The sequence below is a fragment of the Mycolicibacterium arcueilense genome (assembly GCF_058536225.1).
On the sequence record NZ_JBZTYL010000007.1, the window covers coordinates 1,204,076 to 1,222,674 of the forward strand.

General features: G+C 67.3%; 19 protein-coding genes. 12 read left to right on the plus strand and 7 right to left on the minus strand.

Features of this window, described 5'->3' with window-relative positions:
* Nucleotides 1-4 precede the first annotated feature (4 nt).
* From AC4LGL_RS10050 to AC4LGL_RS10060, 3 genes are all read left to right on the plus strand, one after another.
* Entirely contained in the window at nt 5-1,015 is a 1,011-nt protein-coding gene (locus AC4LGL_RS10050) for a uroporphyrinogen decarboxylase/cobalamine-independent methonine synthase family protein (protein ID WP_491838580.1), read from the plus strand.
* Nucleotides 1,016-1,084: 69 nt separating this feature from the next.
* Entirely contained in the window at nt 1,085-1,579 is a 495-nt protein-coding gene (locus AC4LGL_RS10055) for an SRPBCC family protein (RefSeq protein ID WP_491838581.1), read from the plus strand.
* Entirely contained in the window at nt 1,576-1,908 is a 333-nt protein-coding gene (locus AC4LGL_RS10060) for an ArsR/SmtB family transcription factor (protein ID WP_491838582.1), read from the plus strand. The genes AC4LGL_RS10055 and AC4LGL_RS10060 overlap by 4 nt, the downstream gene beginning before the upstream one ends.
* A 75-nt stretch (nt 1,909-1,983) precedes the next feature.
* Here the strand turns inward: AC4LGL_RS10060 and AC4LGL_RS10065 are convergent, their stop codons facing one another.
* Together AC4LGL_RS10065 and AC4LGL_RS10070 are read right to left on the minus strand one after the other, a co-directional pair.
* Entirely contained in the window at nt 1,984-3,561 is a 1,578-nt protein-coding gene (locus tag AC4LGL_RS10065) for a 4-coumarate--CoA ligase family protein (RefSeq protein WP_491838583.1), read from the minus strand.
* A gap of 12 nt (nt 3,562-3,573) precedes the next feature.
* Complete coding sequence (locus AC4LGL_RS10070; protein WP_491838584.1) at nt 3,574-3,975, minus strand: MmcQ/YjbR family DNA-binding protein; 402 nt, start codon at nt 3,973-3,975, stop codon at nt 3,574-3,576.
* Between the two features lie 80 nt (nt 3,976-4,055).
* On the opposite strand from AC4LGL_RS10070, the gene ligA reads away from it, so the two are divergent.
* Nucleotides 4,056-6,152 (plus strand): NAD-dependent DNA ligase LigA, encoded by a 2,097-nt coding sequence (gene ligA / locus AC4LGL_RS10075; RefSeq protein ID WP_491839318.1) that lies wholly within the window; start codon nt 4,056-4,058, stop codon nt 6,150-6,152.
* Nucleotides 6,153-6,158: 6 nt separating this feature from the next.
* Here the strand turns inward: ligA and AC4LGL_RS10080 are convergent, their stop codons facing one another.
* Nucleotides 6,159-6,854 (minus strand): ACT domain-containing protein, encoded by a 696-nt coding sequence (locus AC4LGL_RS10080; protein ID WP_491838585.1) that lies wholly within the window; start codon nt 6,852-6,854, stop codon nt 6,159-6,161.
* A gap of 67 nt (nt 6,855-6,921) precedes the next feature.
* Between AC4LGL_RS10080 and gatC the strand changes: the two genes are divergently transcribed.
* Genes gatC through AC4LGL_RS10095 form a run of 3 tightly spaced genes read left to right on the plus strand, consistent with a single transcriptional unit; the run spans nt 6,922 to nt 9,794 of the window.
* The gene (gene gatC / locus AC4LGL_RS10085) at nt 6,922-7,221 is read left to right on the plus strand and encodes an Asp-tRNA(Asn)/Glu-tRNA(Gln) amidotransferase subunit GatC (RefSeq protein WP_064931354.1); all 300 of its coding nucleotides are present in this window, start codon (nt 6,922-6,924) and stop codon (nt 7,219-7,221) included.
* A 5-nt stretch (nt 7,222-7,226) separates the two neighbouring features.
* On the plus strand, nt 7,227-8,708 hold the full coding sequence (gatA, locus tag AC4LGL_RS10090; RefSeq protein ID WP_491838586.1) for an Asp-tRNA(Asn)/Glu-tRNA(Gln) amidotransferase subunit GatA: 1,482 nt from the start codon (nt 7,227-7,229) through the stop codon (nt 8,706-8,708).
* 54 nt (nt 8,709-8,762) lie between these two features.
* The gene (locus tag AC4LGL_RS10095; RefSeq protein ID WP_019343140.1) at nt 8,763-9,794 is read left to right on the plus strand and encodes an ATP-dependent 6-phosphofructokinase; all 1,032 of its coding nucleotides are present in this window, start codon (nt 8,763-8,765) and stop codon (nt 9,792-9,794) included.
* Between the two features lie 21 nt (nt 9,795-9,815).
* Here the strand turns inward: AC4LGL_RS10095 and AC4LGL_RS10100 are convergent, their stop codons facing one another.
* Complete coding sequence (locus AC4LGL_RS10100; protein ID WP_491838587.1) at nt 9,816-10,508, minus strand: NAD(P)-dependent oxidoreductase; 693 nt, start codon at nt 10,506-10,508, stop codon at nt 9,816-9,818.
* 74 nt (nt 10,509-10,582) lie between these two features.
* Between AC4LGL_RS10100 and AC4LGL_RS10105 the strand changes: the two genes are divergently transcribed.
* Both AC4LGL_RS10105 and gatB read left to right on the plus strand, forming a co-directional pair.
* The gene (locus AC4LGL_RS10105; RefSeq protein WP_491838588.1) at nt 10,583-11,056 is read left to right on the plus strand and encodes a MarR family winged helix-turn-helix transcriptional regulator; all 474 of its coding nucleotides are present in this window, start codon (nt 10,583-10,585) and stop codon (nt 11,054-11,056) included.
* A gap of 26 nt (nt 11,057-11,082) precedes the next feature.
* Nucleotides 11,083-12,594, plus strand: a complete 1,512-nt coding sequence (gatB, locus tag AC4LGL_RS10110; protein WP_491838589.1) for an Asp-tRNA(Asn)/Glu-tRNA(Gln) amidotransferase subunit GatB — start codon at nt 11,083-11,085, stop codon at nt 12,592-12,594.
* 6 nt (nt 12,595-12,600) lie between these two features.
* Here the strand turns inward: gatB and AC4LGL_RS10115 are convergent, their stop codons facing one another.
* Both AC4LGL_RS10115 and AC4LGL_RS10120 read right to left on the minus strand, forming a co-directional pair.
* The gene (locus AC4LGL_RS10115) at nt 12,601-13,260 is read right to left on the minus strand and encodes a TetR/AcrR family transcriptional regulator (protein ID WP_491838590.1); all 660 of its coding nucleotides are present in this window, start codon (nt 13,258-13,260) and stop codon (nt 12,601-12,603) included.
* Nucleotides 13,261-13,361: 101 nt separating this feature from the next.
* Nucleotides 13,362-14,480, minus strand: coding sequence for a PQQ-dependent sugar dehydrogenase (locus AC4LGL_RS10120; RefSeq protein ID WP_491838591.1), 1,119 nt, complete (start codon nt 14,478-14,480; stop codon nt 13,362-13,364).
* 135 nt (nt 14,481-14,615) lie between these two features.
* Between AC4LGL_RS10120 and AC4LGL_RS10125 the strand changes: the two genes are divergently transcribed.
* Nucleotides 14,616-15,458, plus strand: a complete 843-nt coding sequence (locus AC4LGL_RS10125) for a DoxX family protein (protein WP_491838592.1) — start codon at nt 14,616-14,618, stop codon at nt 15,456-15,458.
* 26 nt (nt 15,459-15,484) lie between these two features.
* On the opposite strand, the gene AC4LGL_RS10130 is transcribed toward AC4LGL_RS10125, so the two are convergent.
* A complete protein-coding gene (locus tag AC4LGL_RS10130) occupies nt 15,485-15,826 on the minus strand; it encodes a PH domain-containing protein (protein ID WP_064881916.1) in 342 nt (113 codons plus the stop codon).
* A gap of 365 nt (nt 15,827-16,191) precedes the next feature.
* On the opposite strand from AC4LGL_RS10130, the gene AC4LGL_RS10135 reads away from it, so the two are divergent.
* Both AC4LGL_RS10135 and ilvN read left to right on the plus strand, forming a co-directional pair.
* Nucleotides 16,192-18,054, plus strand: coding sequence for an acetolactate synthase large subunit (locus AC4LGL_RS10135; RefSeq protein WP_491838593.1), 1,863 nt, complete (start codon nt 16,192-16,194; stop codon nt 18,052-18,054).
* Nucleotides 18,054-18,566, plus strand: a complete 513-nt coding sequence (gene ilvN / locus AC4LGL_RS10140; protein WP_055112725.1) for an acetolactate synthase small subunit — start codon at nt 18,054-18,056, stop codon at nt 18,564-18,566. Before AC4LGL_RS10135 ends, ilvN begins: the two co-directional genes overlap by 1 nt.
* Nucleotides 18,567-18,599 lie beyond the last annotated feature (33 nt).

The following is an 18,599-nucleotide window of genomic DNA, read 5'->3' on the forward strand; positions in this document are numbered from 1 at the left end:
TCGCATGAGTGTTTTCTCGACGGCCACCGGTATCGGGTCCTGGCCGGGGACAGAGCCGCGGACTGCCGCAGAAGTCGTCGTAGGTGAGCTGCACACCCTGTCACACCTCGTGGAGCTTCCGGCCAGGGGGATCGGTGCCGATCTGATCGGCCGGGCCGGGGCCCTGCTGGTCGACATCGGTATCGACACCGTGCCGCGCGGGTACCGCATCGCCCCGGGGCGTAGCGCTGCGCTTCGCCGGGCGGTGAGCCTGCTCGGTGAGGACATCGACGCGCTGGAGGAGGCGTGGGAGCGCGCCGGCCTGCGGGGTAGCGGTCGTGCGGTGAAGGTGCAGGCTCCGGGTCCGATCACGCTGGCGGCCCAGCTGGAGCTGCCCAACGGTCATCGCGCCATCACCGATCACGGTGCGCTGCGGGATCTTTCGGCCTCCCTCGCCGAGGGGTTGGCGGTTCACCGGGCGGAGGTGGCCCGGCGGTTGGAGACCCCGGTGGTGGTCCAGCTGGACGAGCCGTCGCTGCCCGCTGCACTGGCGGGGCGGCTGTCCGGGGTCACGAGTTTCACCCCGGTGCATCCGGTGGACGAGCCTCTGGCGATGAACCTGCTCGACGCGTGCGTGGCTGCGACCGGGTCGGAGGTCGCGCTGCACAGCTGTGCGCCCGATCTGCCGTGGAAAGCGTTGTTGCGCAGTGCTGTTCACGCCGTCTCGGTCGATGTTTCGACCTTGACACCCGCTGATCTGGACGGAATCGGGGAGTTCGTCGACTCGGGCCGGACGGTGTTGCTCGGCGTGGTGCCCTCGACGGCTCCTGAGGGCAGGCCCTCGGCCGAAGAGGTTGCCAAGGCGGCCGCGGCGTTGACGGACCGACTCGGTTTCGGCAGGGCGGTCCTTCGTGACCGGATCGGCATCACGCCGGCCTGTGGGCTGGCCGGCGCCACCGCGAAGTGGGCGCGCACCGCGGTGGAACTCACGCAGAAGGCCGCCGACGCCTTCGCCGAAGATCCGGACGCCATCTGAAAAAAGCAACTAAAAGGTTGCGCTTGATTGCGGAGGCTCCTACGCTGAGAAGCAACTGAAAGGTTGCATATGAGTACCGACCGGATCGAAAAAGAAGTTCTGCTCAAGGCGCCGCTGGACCGGGTGTGGCGGGCCATCAGCAATTCGGAGGAGTTCGGCCGCTGGTTCGGTGTGCGCTTCGACGGGCCGTTCGTCGCCGGGAAATCGGTCAACGGGGTGATGACCCCGACCGAGGTCGACGAGGAGGTCGCCGCGATGCAGGAGCCCTACGCCGGGGAGGCCGACGCCTGGCACATCGTCGCGGTGGAGGCGCCGCACCGGTTGGCCTACCGCTGGCATCCCTACGCCGTCGAACCGGGCGCCCGCGAGCCCGAGGCGCCCACGACGCTCGTGGAGTTCACCTTGACCGAATCCGAGGGCGGCGTGCTGTTGCGCATCGTCGAATCCGGGTTCGATGCGATTCCCGAGGCGCGGCGGAGGTCGGCGTTCGAGGCCAACAGTGAGGGTTGGGCCCACCAGACCGAGATGGTCCGCAAGTACCTTGCCCTCGGCGAGCCGGTGTGAGCACCTCGGTCGGTTCGGCGGAACCACTGTCCCCGTTCTTCAATGCGCTCGGCGATCCCAACCGGCTGCGCATCGTCACCCGACTGTGCGAGGGCGGGCCGTGCTCGACAGTGCAACTGACGCAGGTGATCTCGGTGACCCGTCAGGCCGCGACCAAGCACTTACTGCTACTGGAGGCGGTGGGATTGGTGACCAGCGACCGCAAGGGCCGCGAACGCATCTGGCGGATCCAGCCCGAGCCGCTGGTGCAGGCCAGCGACTACCTGACAGCGCTGTCGCAGCGCTGGGACAGTGCAATCGACCGACTGCGGGCCTACGTCGAGGAGTAGCGAACGACTCGTTCGCCCATTGTCACGCCAGCGTGGCTGTCGACGCCGAGTGTCACTCTGGCGTGACAAAGTGGTCTAGCCGCCGCGCAGTTCCCGGCGCAGGATCTTGCCGGCCGACGACTTGGGGATCGCGTCGATGAATTCGACCTGGCGCACCTTCTTGTAGGGCGCCACCAGGCCGGCCACGAAGGTCATCACCTCGTCGGCGCTCAACTCTGATGAAGGCTGTTTGACCACAAAGGCTTTCGGCACTTCCTCGCCGGATTCCTTGTCCTGTACCCCGATCACCGCGGCATCGGCGATGCCGGGGTGGCCCAGCAGGACGGCCTCCAGCTCGGCCGGCGGCACTTGGTAGCCCTTGTATTTGATGAGTTCCTTCAGCCGGTCGACGACGTAGACGCAGCCGTTGGAATCGACCTGCGCCAGATCTCCGGTGTGCAGGAAGCCTTCGGCGTCGACGGTCTCCTGCGTGGCCGCCTCGTTGTTGAGGTAGCCGGCCATCACGTTGGGGCCCTTGAACCAGAGTTCGCCGGTTTCGCTCAAACCCTCTGCCGGGATCTCGATTTCCTTGCCGGTGTCGGGGTCGACCAGCTTGCTCACGCCGTTGGGGACAGTCCACCCGCAGGAGTCCAGCGGTGCGACCGTGCCCACCGATGCCAGTCCGCCGTCGTGCGGGGTGATGTGGCTGACCGGGCTCAACTCGCTCATGCCGTATCCCTGAGAAACCGTGCAGCTCAATCGATCTGCCACCGCGCGACCCAGATCGGCGTCGAGGGAGGCCGCACCGGAGAGGACGGCCCGCAATGAGGACAGGTCATAGGAATCGACCAGCGGGTGCTTGGCCAGCGCGACGGCCACCGGCGGGGCGATGTAGACGAACGTGCACCGGCGGTCCGCGATGTTGCCCAGGAATTCACCGAGATCGAACGACGGCATGATGACCAGTTGGGCGCGCGCATGCAGGGCGGCGTTGAGCAGCACCGTCATGCCGTAGATGTGGAAGAACGGCAGCACGGCCAACAGCCGGTCATCGGCGGTCAAGCCCTGCAACGGGCGGATCTGGGCGACGTTGGCGGTCAGGTTGGCGTGGGTGAGCATGACACCCTTGGGGTTGGCCGTGGTGCCCGAGCTGTAGGGGAGCGCCGCCAGATGGGTGGCCGGATCGAAGCTCACCTCGGGCGCCGGGCCGACGGCGCCGAGTCCGGCGCCGTCGAGCACCACCACCTCGTCCTCGGTATCCAAGCCCGCGGCGGCGGCTCCTTCCAATGCCTGGGGCAGCAGCGCGCTCACCGTGACCAGCAGGCGGGCCTTCGAATCCTTGAGCTGCTTGGTGATGTCCCGCGCGGTGAACAGCGCGTTGACGGTGGTGGCGGTGGCGCCGGCGCGCAGGATGCCGTGGAACGCGATCGCGAAACCCGAACTGTTGGGGGACAGCAGTGCCACCACGTCACCGACACCAATCCCGCGGGCCGCCAACCCGCCGGCGAACGCGTCGATTCGGCTGACCAGATCGCCGTAGCTGGTTTCGGTACCGGACTTGGCGTCCACCAAGGCGATCCGGTCCGCGTCGGCCGGGGACATGTCGGCGAACAGGTAGTCGTAGACGCTGACAGTCGGCAGGTCGACGTCGGGGAAAGGGCTGGCAAAACTCATGGCTGTTTCCGATCAGTTCTCGTCGAGTTGTTTGATGAGCCGCCGTGAGGCGACCAGGCGGAACGAGGCGTCGATGAGTTCGTGGACCTCGGTCCAATCCACCTTCGCCGCAGTGAAGTCCAGACCGAGCCAGCCGAAGGGGCCCATGTAGGCCGGAAAGAAGAAGCGGCTGTCCTGTTCGAGCGCGCGGCGGTCGCTCTCGTCGACCTTGATCAACAGCGAATGTGGATAGGGCACCATCTCGCCGCGGCTCTCGGGTTTGACGTTCCCGCCGTACATGGCGAACATCTTCGGCGCGCAGAAAACCGGCCTGCCCCACGAAACCTTCTCGAATGCCCCGGGAAACCCCAGGGCAACGGTGCGAAGTTCGGCCAGGCCCAAGTCGTCGTCGCTGAACATGATCGGGTGCGGCATGCCCCAAGGTTAATGGGGGCGTCAGATGGCTCCGATAGCCTGCCAGGGTGAGCGATGAGCCGACCGGACCTGCCGACGCCGTGCTGCCTGAACAGGCCGATGCCGACGTGCGGCGACGTTGGCAGGAACTCGCGGACGAGGTGCGGGGGCACCAGTTCCGCTACTACGTCAAAGACGCACCGGTCATCTCGGATGCCGATTTCGATGTGCTGCTGCGCGAATTGCAGGCGCTCGAGGAGGAGCACCCCGACCTGCGGACACCCGATTCCCCGACCCAACTGGTCGGTGGCGCCGGGTTCGCCACCGAATTCGCCCCGGCCGAGCATCTCGAACGGATGCTGTCCCTGGACAACGTGTTCGATTCCGATGAGCTGTCGGCCTGGGCAGCCCGGATCAGCGGGGAGACGGGCGATGCCGCACATTATCTGTGCGAGCTCAAGATCGACGGCGTCGCGCTCGCACTGGTCTACCGCGACGGGCGGCTGGTTCGGGCCGCAACCCGCGGCGACGGACGCAGCGGTGAGGACGTGACACTCAACGCCCGCACCATCTCCGACATCCCCGAGCAGCTGACCGCGTCTGACGAGTTCCCGGTGCCCGCGGTACTGGAAGTACGTGGCGAGGTGTTCTTCCGGGTCGCCGACTTCGAGGAGCTCAACGCAGGATTGGTCGCCGAGGGTAAGCCGCCCTTCGCCAACCCACGGAACAGCGCGGCGGGCTCGCTGCGCCAGAAGAATCCTGCGGTCACCGCGCGTCGCCGGTTGCGGATGATCTGTCACGGGCTCGGCCACATAGAAAGCGCTGCAGGTTTCCCGTTCAAATCGTTGCATGACGCCTACCGGGCGCTGGACCAGTGGGGCCTGCCGGTGTCCGAACACACGGCCAAGGTGTCCGGCGTCGCCGCGGTCGCCGAGCGGATCGCCTACTGGGGTGAGCACCGCCATGACGTCGACCACGAGATCGACGGCCTGGTCGTCAAGGTTGACGAGGTGGCACTGCAACGTCGGCTCGGCTCGACCTCACGCGCACCCCGCTGGGCAGTGGCCTACAAGTACCCACCGGAAGAGGCCACCACGAAGCTGCTCGACATCCGGGTGAGCGTGGGACGGACCGGCCGGGTCACCCCGTTCGCCTACATGGAACCGGTCAAGGTGGCCGGCTCGACCGTCGGCCTGGCCACGCTGCACAACGCGACCGAAGTTCAGCGCAAGGGGGTGCTGATCGGCGACACCGTGGTGATCCGCAAGGCCGGCGACGTCATCCCCGAGGTGCTCGGCCCGGTGGTCGATCTCCGCGACGGATCCGAGCACGCATTCGTCATGCCGACCAACTGCCCCGAGTGCGGCACCGTCTTGGCCCCAGCCAAGGAGGGTGACGCCGACATCCGCTGCCCGAACACCCGCAGTTGCCCGGCGCAGTTGCGGGAGAGGGTGTTTCACGTCGCGGGTCGCGGCGCGTTCGATATCGAGGGGCTCGGTTACGAGGCTGCCACTGCGCTGCTGCAGGCCGGGGTGATCGCCGACGAGGGCGATCTGTTCACCCTGACCGCCGACCAGTTGCTGCGCACCGAGCTGTTCACCACCAAGGCCGGCGAACTGTCGGCCAACGGCAAGCGCCTGCTGGCCAATCTCGACAAGGCCAAGGCCCAACCGCTGTGGCGGGTCCTGGTGGCCTTGTCGATCCGCCATGTCGGGCCCACCGCGGCACGTGCCTTGGCCACGGAGTTCGCCAGCCTGGACGCCATCGTCGCGGCCTCCGAAGAACAGCTCGCCGCGGTGGAAGGCGTGGGCCCGACCATCGCCGCCGCGGTTATCGACTGGTTCACCGTCGACTGGCACCGCGCCATCGTGGACAAGTGGCGGGCCGCCGGGGTCCGGATGGCCGACGAGCGCGACGCGAGCATCGAGCGCACGCTGGAAGGTCTGTCGATCGTGGTGACCGGCTCACTGCCCGGGTTCTCCCGCGATGAGGCCAAGGAGGCCATCATCAGCCGCGGCGGCAAGGCCGCCAGCTCGGTGTCGAAGAAGACCGCGTACGTGGTGGCCGGGGATGCGCCCGGATCCAAGTACGACAAAGCCGTCGAACTCGGGGTCCCGATCCTGGACGAGGACGGGTTCCGCACGCTGCTTGCCGAGGGCCCCCCGGCCGCCGATGAGGCTACGGCCGACGAAGGCTAGTCCAATTCAACGCAGGATCGTCGCGACGATCCCGGCCAGGTAACCCAACCGCGCCACCTCCGACGGCCGGAACCCTGGACCGCCGGGGCGGCCCAGCAGGATCGCGGTGTTGTGGTCGCCCAGTGGTGCGGCGGCCAGCGTGGTGTCCATGTCACTCCAGACCTGCGGCACCCATGGCTCGGTGCCGTTGAGCGTCGAAGCCCGTTCCAACGGCAGCCACGGCGCCGACTGTGCCTGGGTCTCGGGTGCGCCGTGGCTCGCGGCGACCCGTTCCACTCCGTCACCGGTGGACCGGACCACCGTGCACCAGCCGACCCGCAGAACTCGTGGTGCTTCTTCGGCGAGCACCTGCAGCCGTTGTGCCTTCGAGCGGGCCGCCGCGACGTGATCGATCAACTCGAGTTCGCGGTGCGCCTCCAACAGTCCGGTATGGGGCCGGATGCTGTCGACATAGACGCCGGACAGGTTTTCGGCAGCGGTGATCAAGCTGTCGGGCATCGAGCCCTGCGGCAGGTCGACGACCAGATCATCGATGGCGTAGCCGGTTCCGCGCTCGACGACGTCGAGGGACAGGATGTCGGCGCCGACCGACCCGAGCGCCACGGCGAGCGAGCCGAGGCTGCCTGGTCGGTCCTCTAGCTGGACCCGGAGCAGATACGAAGGCACACGTATAACTGTTGCACAGGGGGAGTCTCGGGGCATGCCGGTGCATGGCTGGGTGTGCTGCCGCTGTGTGGCAGTTCTACTGCTTTGACTAGGCTGCTTTGTCGTGTCGAAGATCTCCCGAGACGAGGTTGCCCATCTGGCGCGTCTGGCGCGTCTGGCGTTGACCGACGACGAACTGGACAGTTTCGCCGGCCAGCTGGATGCCATCCTCGGCCATGTCAGCCAGATCCAGTCCGTCGACGTCACCGGCGTGGAGGCGACGGGCAACCCGCTGAAGGACGTGAATGTCAGCCGCCCTGACGTCGTCGTGCCGTGCCTGACGCAGGAGGAGGCGCTGGCTGCGGCGCCGCGCGCCGAAGACGGCCGCTTCGCCGTGCCGCGGATTCTCGGAGAGGGTGAATGACGAGCATGAGTGAGCTGATCCGTAGCGATGCGGCGACCCTGGGTGCCCAGATCGCGGCCAAGGAGGTCTCCTCGACCGAGGTGACCCGGGCCCACCTGGACCAGATCGCCGAGACCGACGAGCGCTTCAACGCCTTCCTGCACGTGGCTGCCGATTCGGCGCTGGCCGAGGCGGCCCGGATCGACGCGGCCGTCGCCGCGGGCGAGACGCTGCCCTCGCCGCTGGCCGGGGTTCCGTTGGCGCTCAAGGACGTCTTCACCGCCACCGACATGCCGACCACCGCGGGATCCAAGATCCTCGAAGGCTGGCGCGCACCGTACGACGCGACCGTGACCGCCAAGCTGCGCGCCGCAGGTATCCCGATCCTCGGCAAGACCAACATGGACGAATTCGCCATGGGATCGTCGACCGAGAATTCGGCCTACGGACCGACCCGTAACCCGTGGAACACCGAGCGGGTGCCCGGTGGGTCGGGCGGCGGTAGCGCTGCGGCGCTGGCCGCCTATCAGGCTCCGCTGGCGATCGGCACCGATACCGGCGGATCGATCCGTCAGCCCGCCGCGCTGACCGCGACCGTGGGTGTCAAGCCGACGTACGGCACGGTCTCGCGCTACGGCCTGATCGCCTGCGCGTCCTCGTTGGATCAGGGCGGGCCGTGTGCGCGCACGGTGCTCGACACCGCGCTGCTGCACCAGGTGATCGCCGGCCACGATCCCCGCGACTCCACCTCCGTCGACGCCCCGGTGCCCGACGTGGTCGGTGCCGCCCGGGCCGGAGCAGCAGGCGATCTCAAGGGCGTGCGCGTCGGTGTCGTCAAGCAGCTGCGGGGCGAGGGTTACCAGCCCGGCGTGCTGGAGTCGTTCAATGCCGCAGTGGCCCAGCTGACCGCGCTCGGCGCCGAGGTCACCGAGGTCGACTGCCCGCACTTCGACCACGCGATGGACGCCTACTACCTCATCCTGCCGTCGGAAGTGTCGAGCAACCTGGCACGGTTCGACGCGATGCGATTCGGGCTACGGGTGGGTGATGATGGCACGCACAGCGCCGAGGAGGTCATGGCGTTGACCCGGGCCGCCGGGTTCGGGCCCGAGGTCAAGCGCCGGATCATGATCGGTACCTACGCGTTGTCGGCGGGCTACTACGACGCTTACTACAACCAGGCGCAGAAGGTGCGGACCCTGATCGCCCGCGACCTGGAGCAGGCCTACCAGAACGTGGACGTCCTGGTGTCCCCGGCGACCCCGACCACTGCATTCCGGCTGGGGGAGAAGGTCGACGATCCGTTGGCCATGTACCTGTTCGACCTGTGCACGTTGCCGTTGAACCTGGCCGGCCACTGCGGCATGTCGGTGCCGTCGGGTCTGTCGCCCGACGACGGCCTGCCGGTCGGTCTGCAGATCATGGCGCCGGCCCTGGCCGATGACCGGCTGTACCGCGTCGGCGCGGCCTACGAGGCCGCCCGCGGCCCGTTGCCCAGCGCGTTGTAGGCAGCACGCCCTTATGCCCGGCACGGTCGTGCCGGGCGGGGCAAGATGGTGCCCATGCGCATCGGAGTTCTCACCGGCGGCGGTGATTGTCCTGGCCTGAACGCGGTGATCCGGGCGGTGGTGCGTACCTGCGACCAGCGCTACGGCTCGTCGGTGGTCGGATTTCTCGACGGCTGGCGAGGGTTGTTGGAGGATCGCCGCATCCAGTTGGCCAACGATGATCGCAATGATCGGTTGTTGGCCAAGGGCGGAACCATGTTGGGCACCGCGCGGGTCAACCCGGACAAGCTGCGGGCGGGCCTGGATCAGATCAAACAGACACTCGAAGACAACGGGATCGACGTGTTGATCCCGATCGGCGGTGAAGGCACATTGACCGCCGCGCACTGGTTGTCCGAGGAGAATGTCCCGGTGGTCGGCGTGCCCAAGACCATCGACAACGACATCGACTGCACGGATGTGACTTTCGGCCACGACACGGCCCTGCAGGTGGCGACCGAGGCCATCGACCGGTTGCACAGCACCGCGGAATCGCACCAGCGCGTCATGCTGGTCGAGGTGATGGGCCGGCATGCCGGCTGGATCGCACTCAACGCCGGGCTGGCGTCGGGCGCGCACATGACCCTGATCCCCGAGCAGCCCTTCGACGTCGAGGAAGTGTGCCGGCTGGTCAAGAAGCGGTTCCAGCACGGATCGTCACACTTCATCTGCGTGGTGGCAGAGGGGGCGAAGCCGGCCGAGGGCACCATGCAACTACGTCAGGGCGGCATGGACGAGTTCGGGCATGAGAAATTCACCGGTGTGGCACAGCAATTGGCGCTCGAGGTGGAGAAGCGGATCAAAAAGGATGTGCGCGTCACGGTCCTCGGCCACGTGCAGCGTGGCGGTACCCCGACGGCTTATGACCGCGTACTGGCCACTCGGTTCGGTGTGAACGCGGCCGACGCCGCGCATGCCGGTGAGTTCGGGATGATGGTGTCGTTGCAGGGGCAGGACATCGGCCGGGTATCGCTGGCCGATGCGACCCGCCACCTCAAACTGGTACCGCAGTCCCGTTACGACGACGCCGCCGAGTTCTTCGGCTAGGCCTGGGTCCGCGGGCGATATTCATGCGCTCTTGAGCGCCTCGCGGCGTAGCAGCTGCCACATGGACGGGGTGTCGGCTGTCGTCGAAACCGTCACGGTCGCACCGGTTTCCGGTGAATCGGCCAGCTTCAGCAGGTAGTCGGCAAGGTCGGTGCGTGAGGTGAACGCGCCCACCGGGTCGCACTGGCCGGCAATGTAGTCGGTGACGTTCGGCAGGTCGAACAGGCCCGACGGCCGCACGATCGTCCAGTTCAGTCCACTGGCGGCCACGACGTCCTCCATGCGGCGCATGTCGGCGTAGAGGGTCCTGCCGAAGATGCGGCTGATTACGGGCTGGACCAGACGCAGCGCGAATGGCGTATCGGTGCGGCCGGGATAGTCGGCGACGGCGGTGGAACTCACGACGGCCAACCTCTCGACCCCGGTCCGGCGCATCGCCGTGACGATGTTGCCCACGCCGGCCGAGTAGGTGTCGACGGGATCCATCGTGAACGTGACGCCGAGGGTGGACAGCACCGCGTCGGCGCCGTCGACGGCGGCGGTGACCGCGTCCGCGTCCCGCACGTCGGCCTCGGCCACGGTGAGTGCGGCGCCGGTAACGGGGAACGCCTCGGGGTGGCGGGTGACTGCCACGACGCTGTGCCCGGCGTCGAGGGCCCGGCGGGTGAGCAGACGTCCGGTTGCCCCGTTGGCGCCGAAGATGACGATTCGCATGTTGCCTCCCAATTAGTCACTAATAGTGACAATCACGCTATATGACAATCATCAACGGTGCTAGTGTTGGCGGCATGGCTGAGGAACCGACCGGTGTGTCCGCTCTCGACGAGCGCATCCCGTTCCTGCTGTCCCAGCTCGGCGCGTATGTGGCCGATGGCTTCAGGGCCAAGCTGGAGCCGTTGGGGCTGCATCCCAGGGCCACCGCGGTTCTGCTGGCGCTGGCCGGAGTCGACGGGCAGTCGCAACGCGAGCTCTGCGAACGCCTCGGGCTGCACCGCAATGTGATGGTCGCGCTGATCGACACGCTGGAGGCCGAGGGCCTCGTCGAACGCCGGCCGCATCCAGATGACCGGCGGGCATTCGCCGTATCTCTGACCGGGCGGGCACGGGAACTGGTCCCGGCTCTCGACTCCGCCGGCCGTGCGCTCGAGGATGAGGTGACCGCGTCGCTGTCCGACGAGGAGCGCACCGCGCTGCGCCACCTGCTGCGCCGGTTGTCGGCCGCGGCCGGCCTGATCCCCGGCGTCCACCCCGGACTGGCCTGAAACGCCGCCCCACTAGGATCGACGGCATGTCTGTCGCTACCGCTGAACTCGTTGACTACGACGACGTCATCGCCACCTATGAGCCCGTGATGGGCATGGAGGTACACGTCGAGCTGTCCACGGCCACCAAGATGTTCTGCGGCTGCGCCAACCGGTTCGGTGCCGAGCCCAACACCCTGGTCTGCCCGGTGTGCCTGGGGCTGCCCGGTTCGCTGCCGGTGCTCAACGAGGCGGCGGTCGAGTCGGCGATCCGCATCGGCCTCGCACTCAACTGCGATATCGCGCCGTGGGGCCGGTTCGCCCGGAAGAACTACTTCTACCCGGACCAGCCGAAGAACTACCAGATCTCGCAGTACGACGAGCCGATCGCGATCGACGGATACCTCGACGTGCCGCTCGACGATGGCACCACCTTCCGCGTCGAGATCGAGCGTGCGCACATGGAGGAGGACACCGGCAAGCTGACCCACCTTGGCAGCGACACCGGCCGTATCGCGGGGGCGACGACCTCGCTCGCTGATTTCAACCGTGCCGGTGTTCCGCTGATCGAGATTGTCACCAGGCCTATCGAGGGCACCGGGGCGCGGGCACCCGAGATCGCCCGTGCTTATGTGACCGCGCTGCGAGACCTGTTGCGTGGCTTGGGTGTATCGGATGTCCGGATGGACCAGGGGTCGATGCGGTGCGACTCGAACCTGTCACTCAAGCCGGTCGGAGCCAGCGAGTTCGGCACCCGCACCGAGACCAAGAACGTGAACTCGCTCAAGAGCGTCGAGGTTGCCGTCCGGTATGAGATGCGCCGCCAGGCAGCGGTTCTCAATTCCGGTGGCACGGTCACCCAGGAGACACGGCATTTCCACGAGGACGGCTACACCTCGCCGGGTCGCAGCAAGGAGACCGCGCAGGACTACCGGTACTTTCCCGAGCCCGATCTCGAGCCTGTCGCCCCCGACGCGGAGCTCGTCGAACGCCTGCGCCAGACCATCCCTGAGCTGCCGTGGTTGGCGCGCAAGCGGATTCAGGAGGACTGGGGCATCTCCGACGAGGTGATGCGTGACCTGGTCAACGCCGGTGCGGTGGAGTTGGTGGCCGCCACTGTCTCCCACGGTGCCTCCAGTGAGGCCGCCCGCGCCTGGTGGGGCAACTTCCTGGTGCAGAAGGCGAACGAGTCCGAGGTCGAACTCGAGGCACTGCCGATCACCCCGGCCCAGGTCGCCGCCGTGGTCAAACTCGTCGACGACGGCAAGCTGTCCAACAAGCTGGCCCGCCAGGTCATCGAAGGAGTCCTGGCCGGCGAGGGCGAACCCGAACAGGTGATGGCCGACCGCGGGCTCGCGCTCGTGCGTGACGACTCGGTGATCCAGGCTGCCATTGATAAAGCGCTCGAGGCTCAGCCCGATGTCGCGGACAAGATCCGCGGTGGCAAGGTCCAGGCCGCCGGGGCGATCGTCGGTGCGGTGATGAAGGCAACCAAGGGCTCGGCCGACGCAGCCCGGGTTCGCGAGCTGGTGCTGGCGGCCTGCGGTCAGAACGGGTAGCCGCGGCTACTTGACCGAGCCGGCGAACATCGTCATCGCAGCGGCGGCATATTGTTCGAGCCGTTCGCGCGGGTAGCTGGCGGGGTCGTGCACAGCCAGACGGCCGAGCATCTCCGCGAACGACAGCAAGGTGTGGCCGAGAAGCTCGGGATCCAGTGCGGAAAGCCGGGGATCCACCGCTATGCCCGCCTTCGCCATTTGCTCGAGCTCCGCGAGGATCTGGTTGCGGGCGTTGCGGACCGCTGCGTGGACATCCCGCGGCGCGGTGTCGGGTTCGGTGAGGATGAGCCGCCAGCGGGCCGGATTCTCTAACACGCAGCGCAGGAAACCGGTGACCGTCGCCGTGTAGGCATCTGCCGGTCCGGTTACCGACAGATTCTCGGGCAGGGTGGTCAGGACCTGGCTCAGGCCCCGCTGATGCTCGCGGACGAGCAACGCAGCCACCAGTTCGGTGCGGGTCCGAAACGCGGTATAGAGAACGGGTTTGCCGACGCCGCCGGCCTCGGCGACGCCCTCCATGGTCAGCTCGTGCAGGGGGCAATCGTGGAGCACCGTCAAAGCTGCGTCCAGCAGTTGCTCGCGCCGCTCTTCACGCGGTAGCCGCGGTGCATATCTGCGGCGCTGGCGGTCAGGCACCCGGGTAATGGTACGTGATAGACGAACCATTTCTAAGGGCACATTGTGTGCGTTGTATTCATATCGACCGATTGACGCTGCCGGGTCCGGTCAGGTCCGGAGAGTCGATCTAGGCCGAAATGTCTTGTGCCCTAGGTGTTGTCGGCATTGCTGCGCGGGAAGCCGCCGCCCTGCGGGAACAGCGGGAAGACGACGTCGTCGAAGTTCTCGGCATCGCCGGCGGTCCGGTTCACGGTCGCACCCCACACGTTGCCGTCGGGGGAGAGCTGCAACGCCCACGCATGACCGCGCACGTTCTCCCGGACCACCTCCGGGTCACCGGTGACCGCGCCGGTATCGGGTGCGAGGCGTACGGCGACGGTCTTCTTGACGCTGACCAGGTTCACCAACACCGTGCCCTCCAGGGCGGCGCACCCGGCGACGCCGGGCCGGTCCGGCCAGGTCCACACCGTGGAGATCTTGGAATCCTTCGTGATGCGCTGCAGTCGGTCGGCGCTCGGCGTGCGGTCGGTGACGTAGAGCGAGCCGTCCGACGAATCGACGCACATGCCGCCCGCGCCACCCAGGCCGCTGAGCGCCGTGGTGATTGGGGCCTGGTTGACGGTGGTGGGCTGCTCGATGCGCAGCACCTTGCCTGCCAGCGATGCGGGGTCGGCGGCCAATACCGGGTCGCCGGCATCGCCCGTCTGCACCAGCAGGGTGGTCTTGCTGGTGAACGTCAGCGCCCCCATGTTGCCGGTGGCGCCCTTCGGGATGCCGGTGAGGATGGGCTTCGGCACGTCGCCGTCGGCGATGCGGATCACGCGGTTGTCTGTCGGAGTGCTGACATAGGCGTACATCAGCCGGTCCTGGCCGTAGGTCGGCGACAGCACGATGTCCATCAGGCCGCCGTCACCGGACGGATCGACCGGGATCGTCACCTTGACCTTCGGCTCGGCCTTCACCGACACCTGCTTGACCGCGCCGGTGAGCCTCTCGGCGACCAGTGCGGACTGGCTGTCGGGCAGCATGATCAGACCGCTGGTGCTGTCCAGGCAGCCCTGCATGACCCCTGTCGCCTTGCATTCCTTGGGGAACGGCTTGGCCGGCAGCGGTGGCGGCGGCGGGGGTGTCGTGGTCGGCCCCGGTGCCATCTTGGGCTCGGTGGTGAAAGGTTCGGACTGGGCCGCGTCGAACCGGGCACAGCCCGACCCGACAAGCATCGCGGCACACAGAACGGCGGCCACCCCCATCAGCCGGCGCGATTTCATGCCGCCAGATTACGGATCGCTCGGCAGTGCGCGCCACGTCGGGACCGCCCGTCGTATCCGTAGCAGGTCGATACCAGGCGGAAGCGCCGGGGTAAATACCCGGATCGGACCGAACTTGCACTTACCCTGGCAGCTGTGACCAGCCACCCACAGGACCCACAAGCCTGGCAACGACCGGGTTACTCGGACGATTCCGCCAGGCCGGCCGGGGCCAGCCTGGTCGACCCCGAAGACGACCTGCCGTCGGAGAACTACGGCGGCGACTTCGAGACCACCGCCATTCCCCGCTACGACTCGAAATCGGGCGACCAGTCCGCATTCAGCCTGGTCTCCGACCCGGAGCCACTGCCGTACGTGCAAGCCGGAGGGCCCGCCCCCATGGGCCCCTTCGCGGCCGAACCTGCGGAGATCGAGCGTGACGAGTTCATCGACGACCGGGTCCGGGCAGCCGGTCGACGCGGCACCCAGGACCTCGGCCTGCTGATCCTGCGCGTCGCGCTGGGCGGGCTGATGATCATCCACGGCCTGCAGAAGGCCTTCGGCTGGTGGGGCGGCCCCGGGTTGGACGGGTTCAACTCGTCGCTGGACGAGATGGGCTTCAAGAACGCCGACATCCTGACCTACGCCGCCACCGGCGGGCAGATCGCCGCCGGCGTACTGCTGGTCCTCGGGTTGTTCACCCCGATCGCGGCGGCCGGCGCGCTGGCCTACCTGATCAACGGGGTGCTGGCCACGGCGATGGCGGCGCATGAGCAGGCCCGCCTCGCGGAAGTCATCACCGACGGCACCGAATACCGGTTGATCGTCGTCGTCGCCGCGGCCGCGATCATCCTGACCGGGCCGGGTCGCTACGGATTCGACGCCGGCCGCGGCTGGGCCCGGCGCCCCTTCGTGGGTTCGTTCGTGGCCCTGGTGCTCGGCGTGGCCGGCGGCATCGCCATCTGGGTGCTGCTCAACGGCGGCAACCCGCTGGGTTAAGACGGCGCTGAAGGTCGTTTGAACCGTTAGGCGTACGGATTCGGTACGCGGCCGCCGCTCACCTCGGTGAGCAACGGCAGTGTTGCGAACGTCACGGCGGGCAGGCGCAGGTCCGTCCCGTCGCTCAAATCTGCGATCGCCCAAGATGACCGGTCGAACCGCAACCCCTTGATCTCCGTCCACGACACCGTGCGGCTGCGCGTCAGCGACCGCGCGGTGACGGTGTCGGCATCGGCGGTCGTGCGGTACCGGATGATGGCCGCCGACAACGCAATCGGGATCACCAGTAGCACCGAGAACCAGGTCGGATTGCTCAGGACCAGCGTCAGCAGGCCGAGCGTCAGGAATCCGACTGCCAGGTGCGCCATGGGCGATATCCGGATGACGACAGGGGCGGTTGCCGATCGTGCGCTCACAGGTTCATCCTTGCACCACCCGGCGGGCGGCCCGCCGGCGTCACCGGGCAACCGGACCTCGGCGGAACCAATTTGACCTTTAACCTGTACGGCAGCTACCGTCGGGTGCTATGCAGAACCCCGGATTGCTCGTAGTAATTGGTTGGCGCGTTGATGCCGCGCTAGCCCTCTGCCGGGCATAGCAAACCGCATCGACGCGCCACCCTCGTACAGCTACCGGCTGACGGGGGTTTTTTATTTGCCCACAAGCGCGCCGGAATCAATGAAAAATTGAACTTCCTGAAGAGGAATGTGAAGCAGACCGTGAAGAGGACATCGTGAGCGCACCGACAACGCGACCGCCAGCCCGGTCGGGAACCGCGCCTGCCAACGGCGCAAGCACCGCCAAATCAGAAACGGGTCAGCCCAACCGGGTTGCACCGCAGCAGCTCACCGGCGCCCAGGCGGTCGTCCGGTCGTTGGAAGAGCTCGGCGTCGACGTCGTCTTCGGGATCCCCGGTGGCGCCGTGCTGCCGGTCTACGATCCGCTGTTCGACTCGCAGAAGCTGCGCCACGTGCTGGTCCGCCATGAGCAGGGCGCCGGCCACGCCGCCAGCGGCTATGCCCACGCGACGGGCAAGGTCGGCGTGATGATGGCCACCTCCGGCCCCGGCGCGACCAACCTGATCACCCCGCTGGCCGACGCCCAGATGGACTCCATCCCCGTGGTGGCCATCACCGGGCAGGTGGGTCGCAGCCTGATCGGCACCGACGCCTTCCAGGAAGCCGACATCACCGGCATGACCATGCCGATCACCAAGCACAACTTCCTGGTGCGCAACGGTGACGACATCGCCCAGGTGATGGCCGAGGCCTTCTACATCGCCAGCTCGGGGCGCCCGGGCGCGGTGCTCGTCGATGTTCCCAAGGACATCCTGCAGGCCCAGTGCATTTTCTCCTGGCCTCCGCAGATGGACCTGCCCGGGTACAAGCCCAACACCAAGCCGCACAGCCGTCAGGTGCGCGAGGCCGCCAAGCTGATCGCCGCCGCGCACAAGCCGGTCCTCTACGTCGGTGGTGGTGTGATCCGTGGTGAGGCCAGTGCCGAACTGCTCGAGCTGGCTGAGCTGACCGGTATCCCGGTCGTCACCACGCTCATGGCCCGCGGCGCGTTCCCGGACAGCCACCCGCAGCACCTGGGGATGCCGGGCATGCACGGCACCGTGGCCGCGGTGGGCGCGTTGCAGAAGAGCGACCTGCTGATCGCCCTCGGCACCCGGTTCGACGACCGCGTCACCGGTCAGCTGTCCTCGTTCGCCCCTGAGGCCAAGGTGATCCACGCCGACATCGACCCCGCCGAGATCGGCAAGAACCGGCACGCCGACGTGCCCATCGTGGGTGACGTGAAGGCCGTCATCACCGATCTGATCGAGGTGCTGCGCCGCGATGGAACGACCAGTGCCGCACTGAAACTGGACGCCTGGTGGGAGTACCTGTCCGGCCTCAAGACGACCTACCCGCTGAGCTACGGCCCGCAGAGCGACGGCAGCCTGAGCCCCGAGTACGTCATCGAGAAGCTGGGTCAGATCGCCGGACCCGAGGCGGTCTATGTCGCCGGGGTCGGCCAGCACCAGATGTGGGCCGCGCAGTTCGTCAAGTACGAGAACCCCAAGACGTGGCTGAACTCCGGTGGCCTCGGCACCATGGGCTTCGCCGTCCCGGCGGCCATGGGTGCCAAGTTCGCCCGCCCCGAGGCCGAGGTGTGGGCCATCGACGGTGACGGCTGCTTCCAGATGACCAACCAGGAGCTGGCCACCTGTGCCATCGAAGGCGCGCCGATCAAGGTGGCATTGATCAACAACGGCAACCTGGGCATGGTGCGGCAGTGGCAGACGCTGTTCTACGACCAGCGCTACAGCCAGACCGATCTGGCCACGCACTCGCGTCGGATCCCGGACTTCGTCAAGCTGGCCGAGGCGCTGGGCTGCGTCGGGCTGCGCTGCGAGCGGGCCGAGGACGTCGAGGACGTCATCAACCAGGCCCGGGCCATCAACGACCGCCCGGTGGTCATCGACTTCATCGTCGGTGCGGATGCGCAGGTGTGGCCGATGGTCGCGGCCGGCACCAGCAACGACGAGATCATGGCAGCTCGGGACATCCGGCCGCTGTTCGACGAAAACGACGCCGAGGGGCACGCCTGATGAGCAACACCACGCCCACCCACACGCTTTCGGTGCTGGTCGAGGACAAACCTGGCGTTCTCGCCCGGGTCGCCACGCTGTTCTCCCGTCGTGGCTACAACATCCAGTCCCTGGCTGTCGGTGCCACCGAGCAGAAGCACATGTCGCGGATGACGATCGTCGTCAGCGTCGAGGAATCGCCGCTGGAGCAGATCACCAAGCAGCTCAACAAGCTGGTCAATGTGATCAAGATCGTCGAGCAGGAGGACGACAGCTCGGTCTCCCGCGAACTCGCCCTGATCAAGGTGCGCGCCGACGCGAGCAACCGCGGTCAGGTCATCGAAGCGGTGAACCTGTTCCGCGCCAAGGTGGTTGACGTTTCGACCGAGTCCCTGACCGTCGAGGCCACCGGGACCTCGGAAAAGCTGGAGGCCCTGCTGCGGGTCCTGGAGCCCTACGGTATCCGTGAGATCGCACAGTCCGGCATGGTGTCGGTCTCGCGCGGACCCCGTGGTATCAGCGCAGTGAAGTAAGCACGTCAAGTAGCGTTAGTCGGCTGTAGAGCT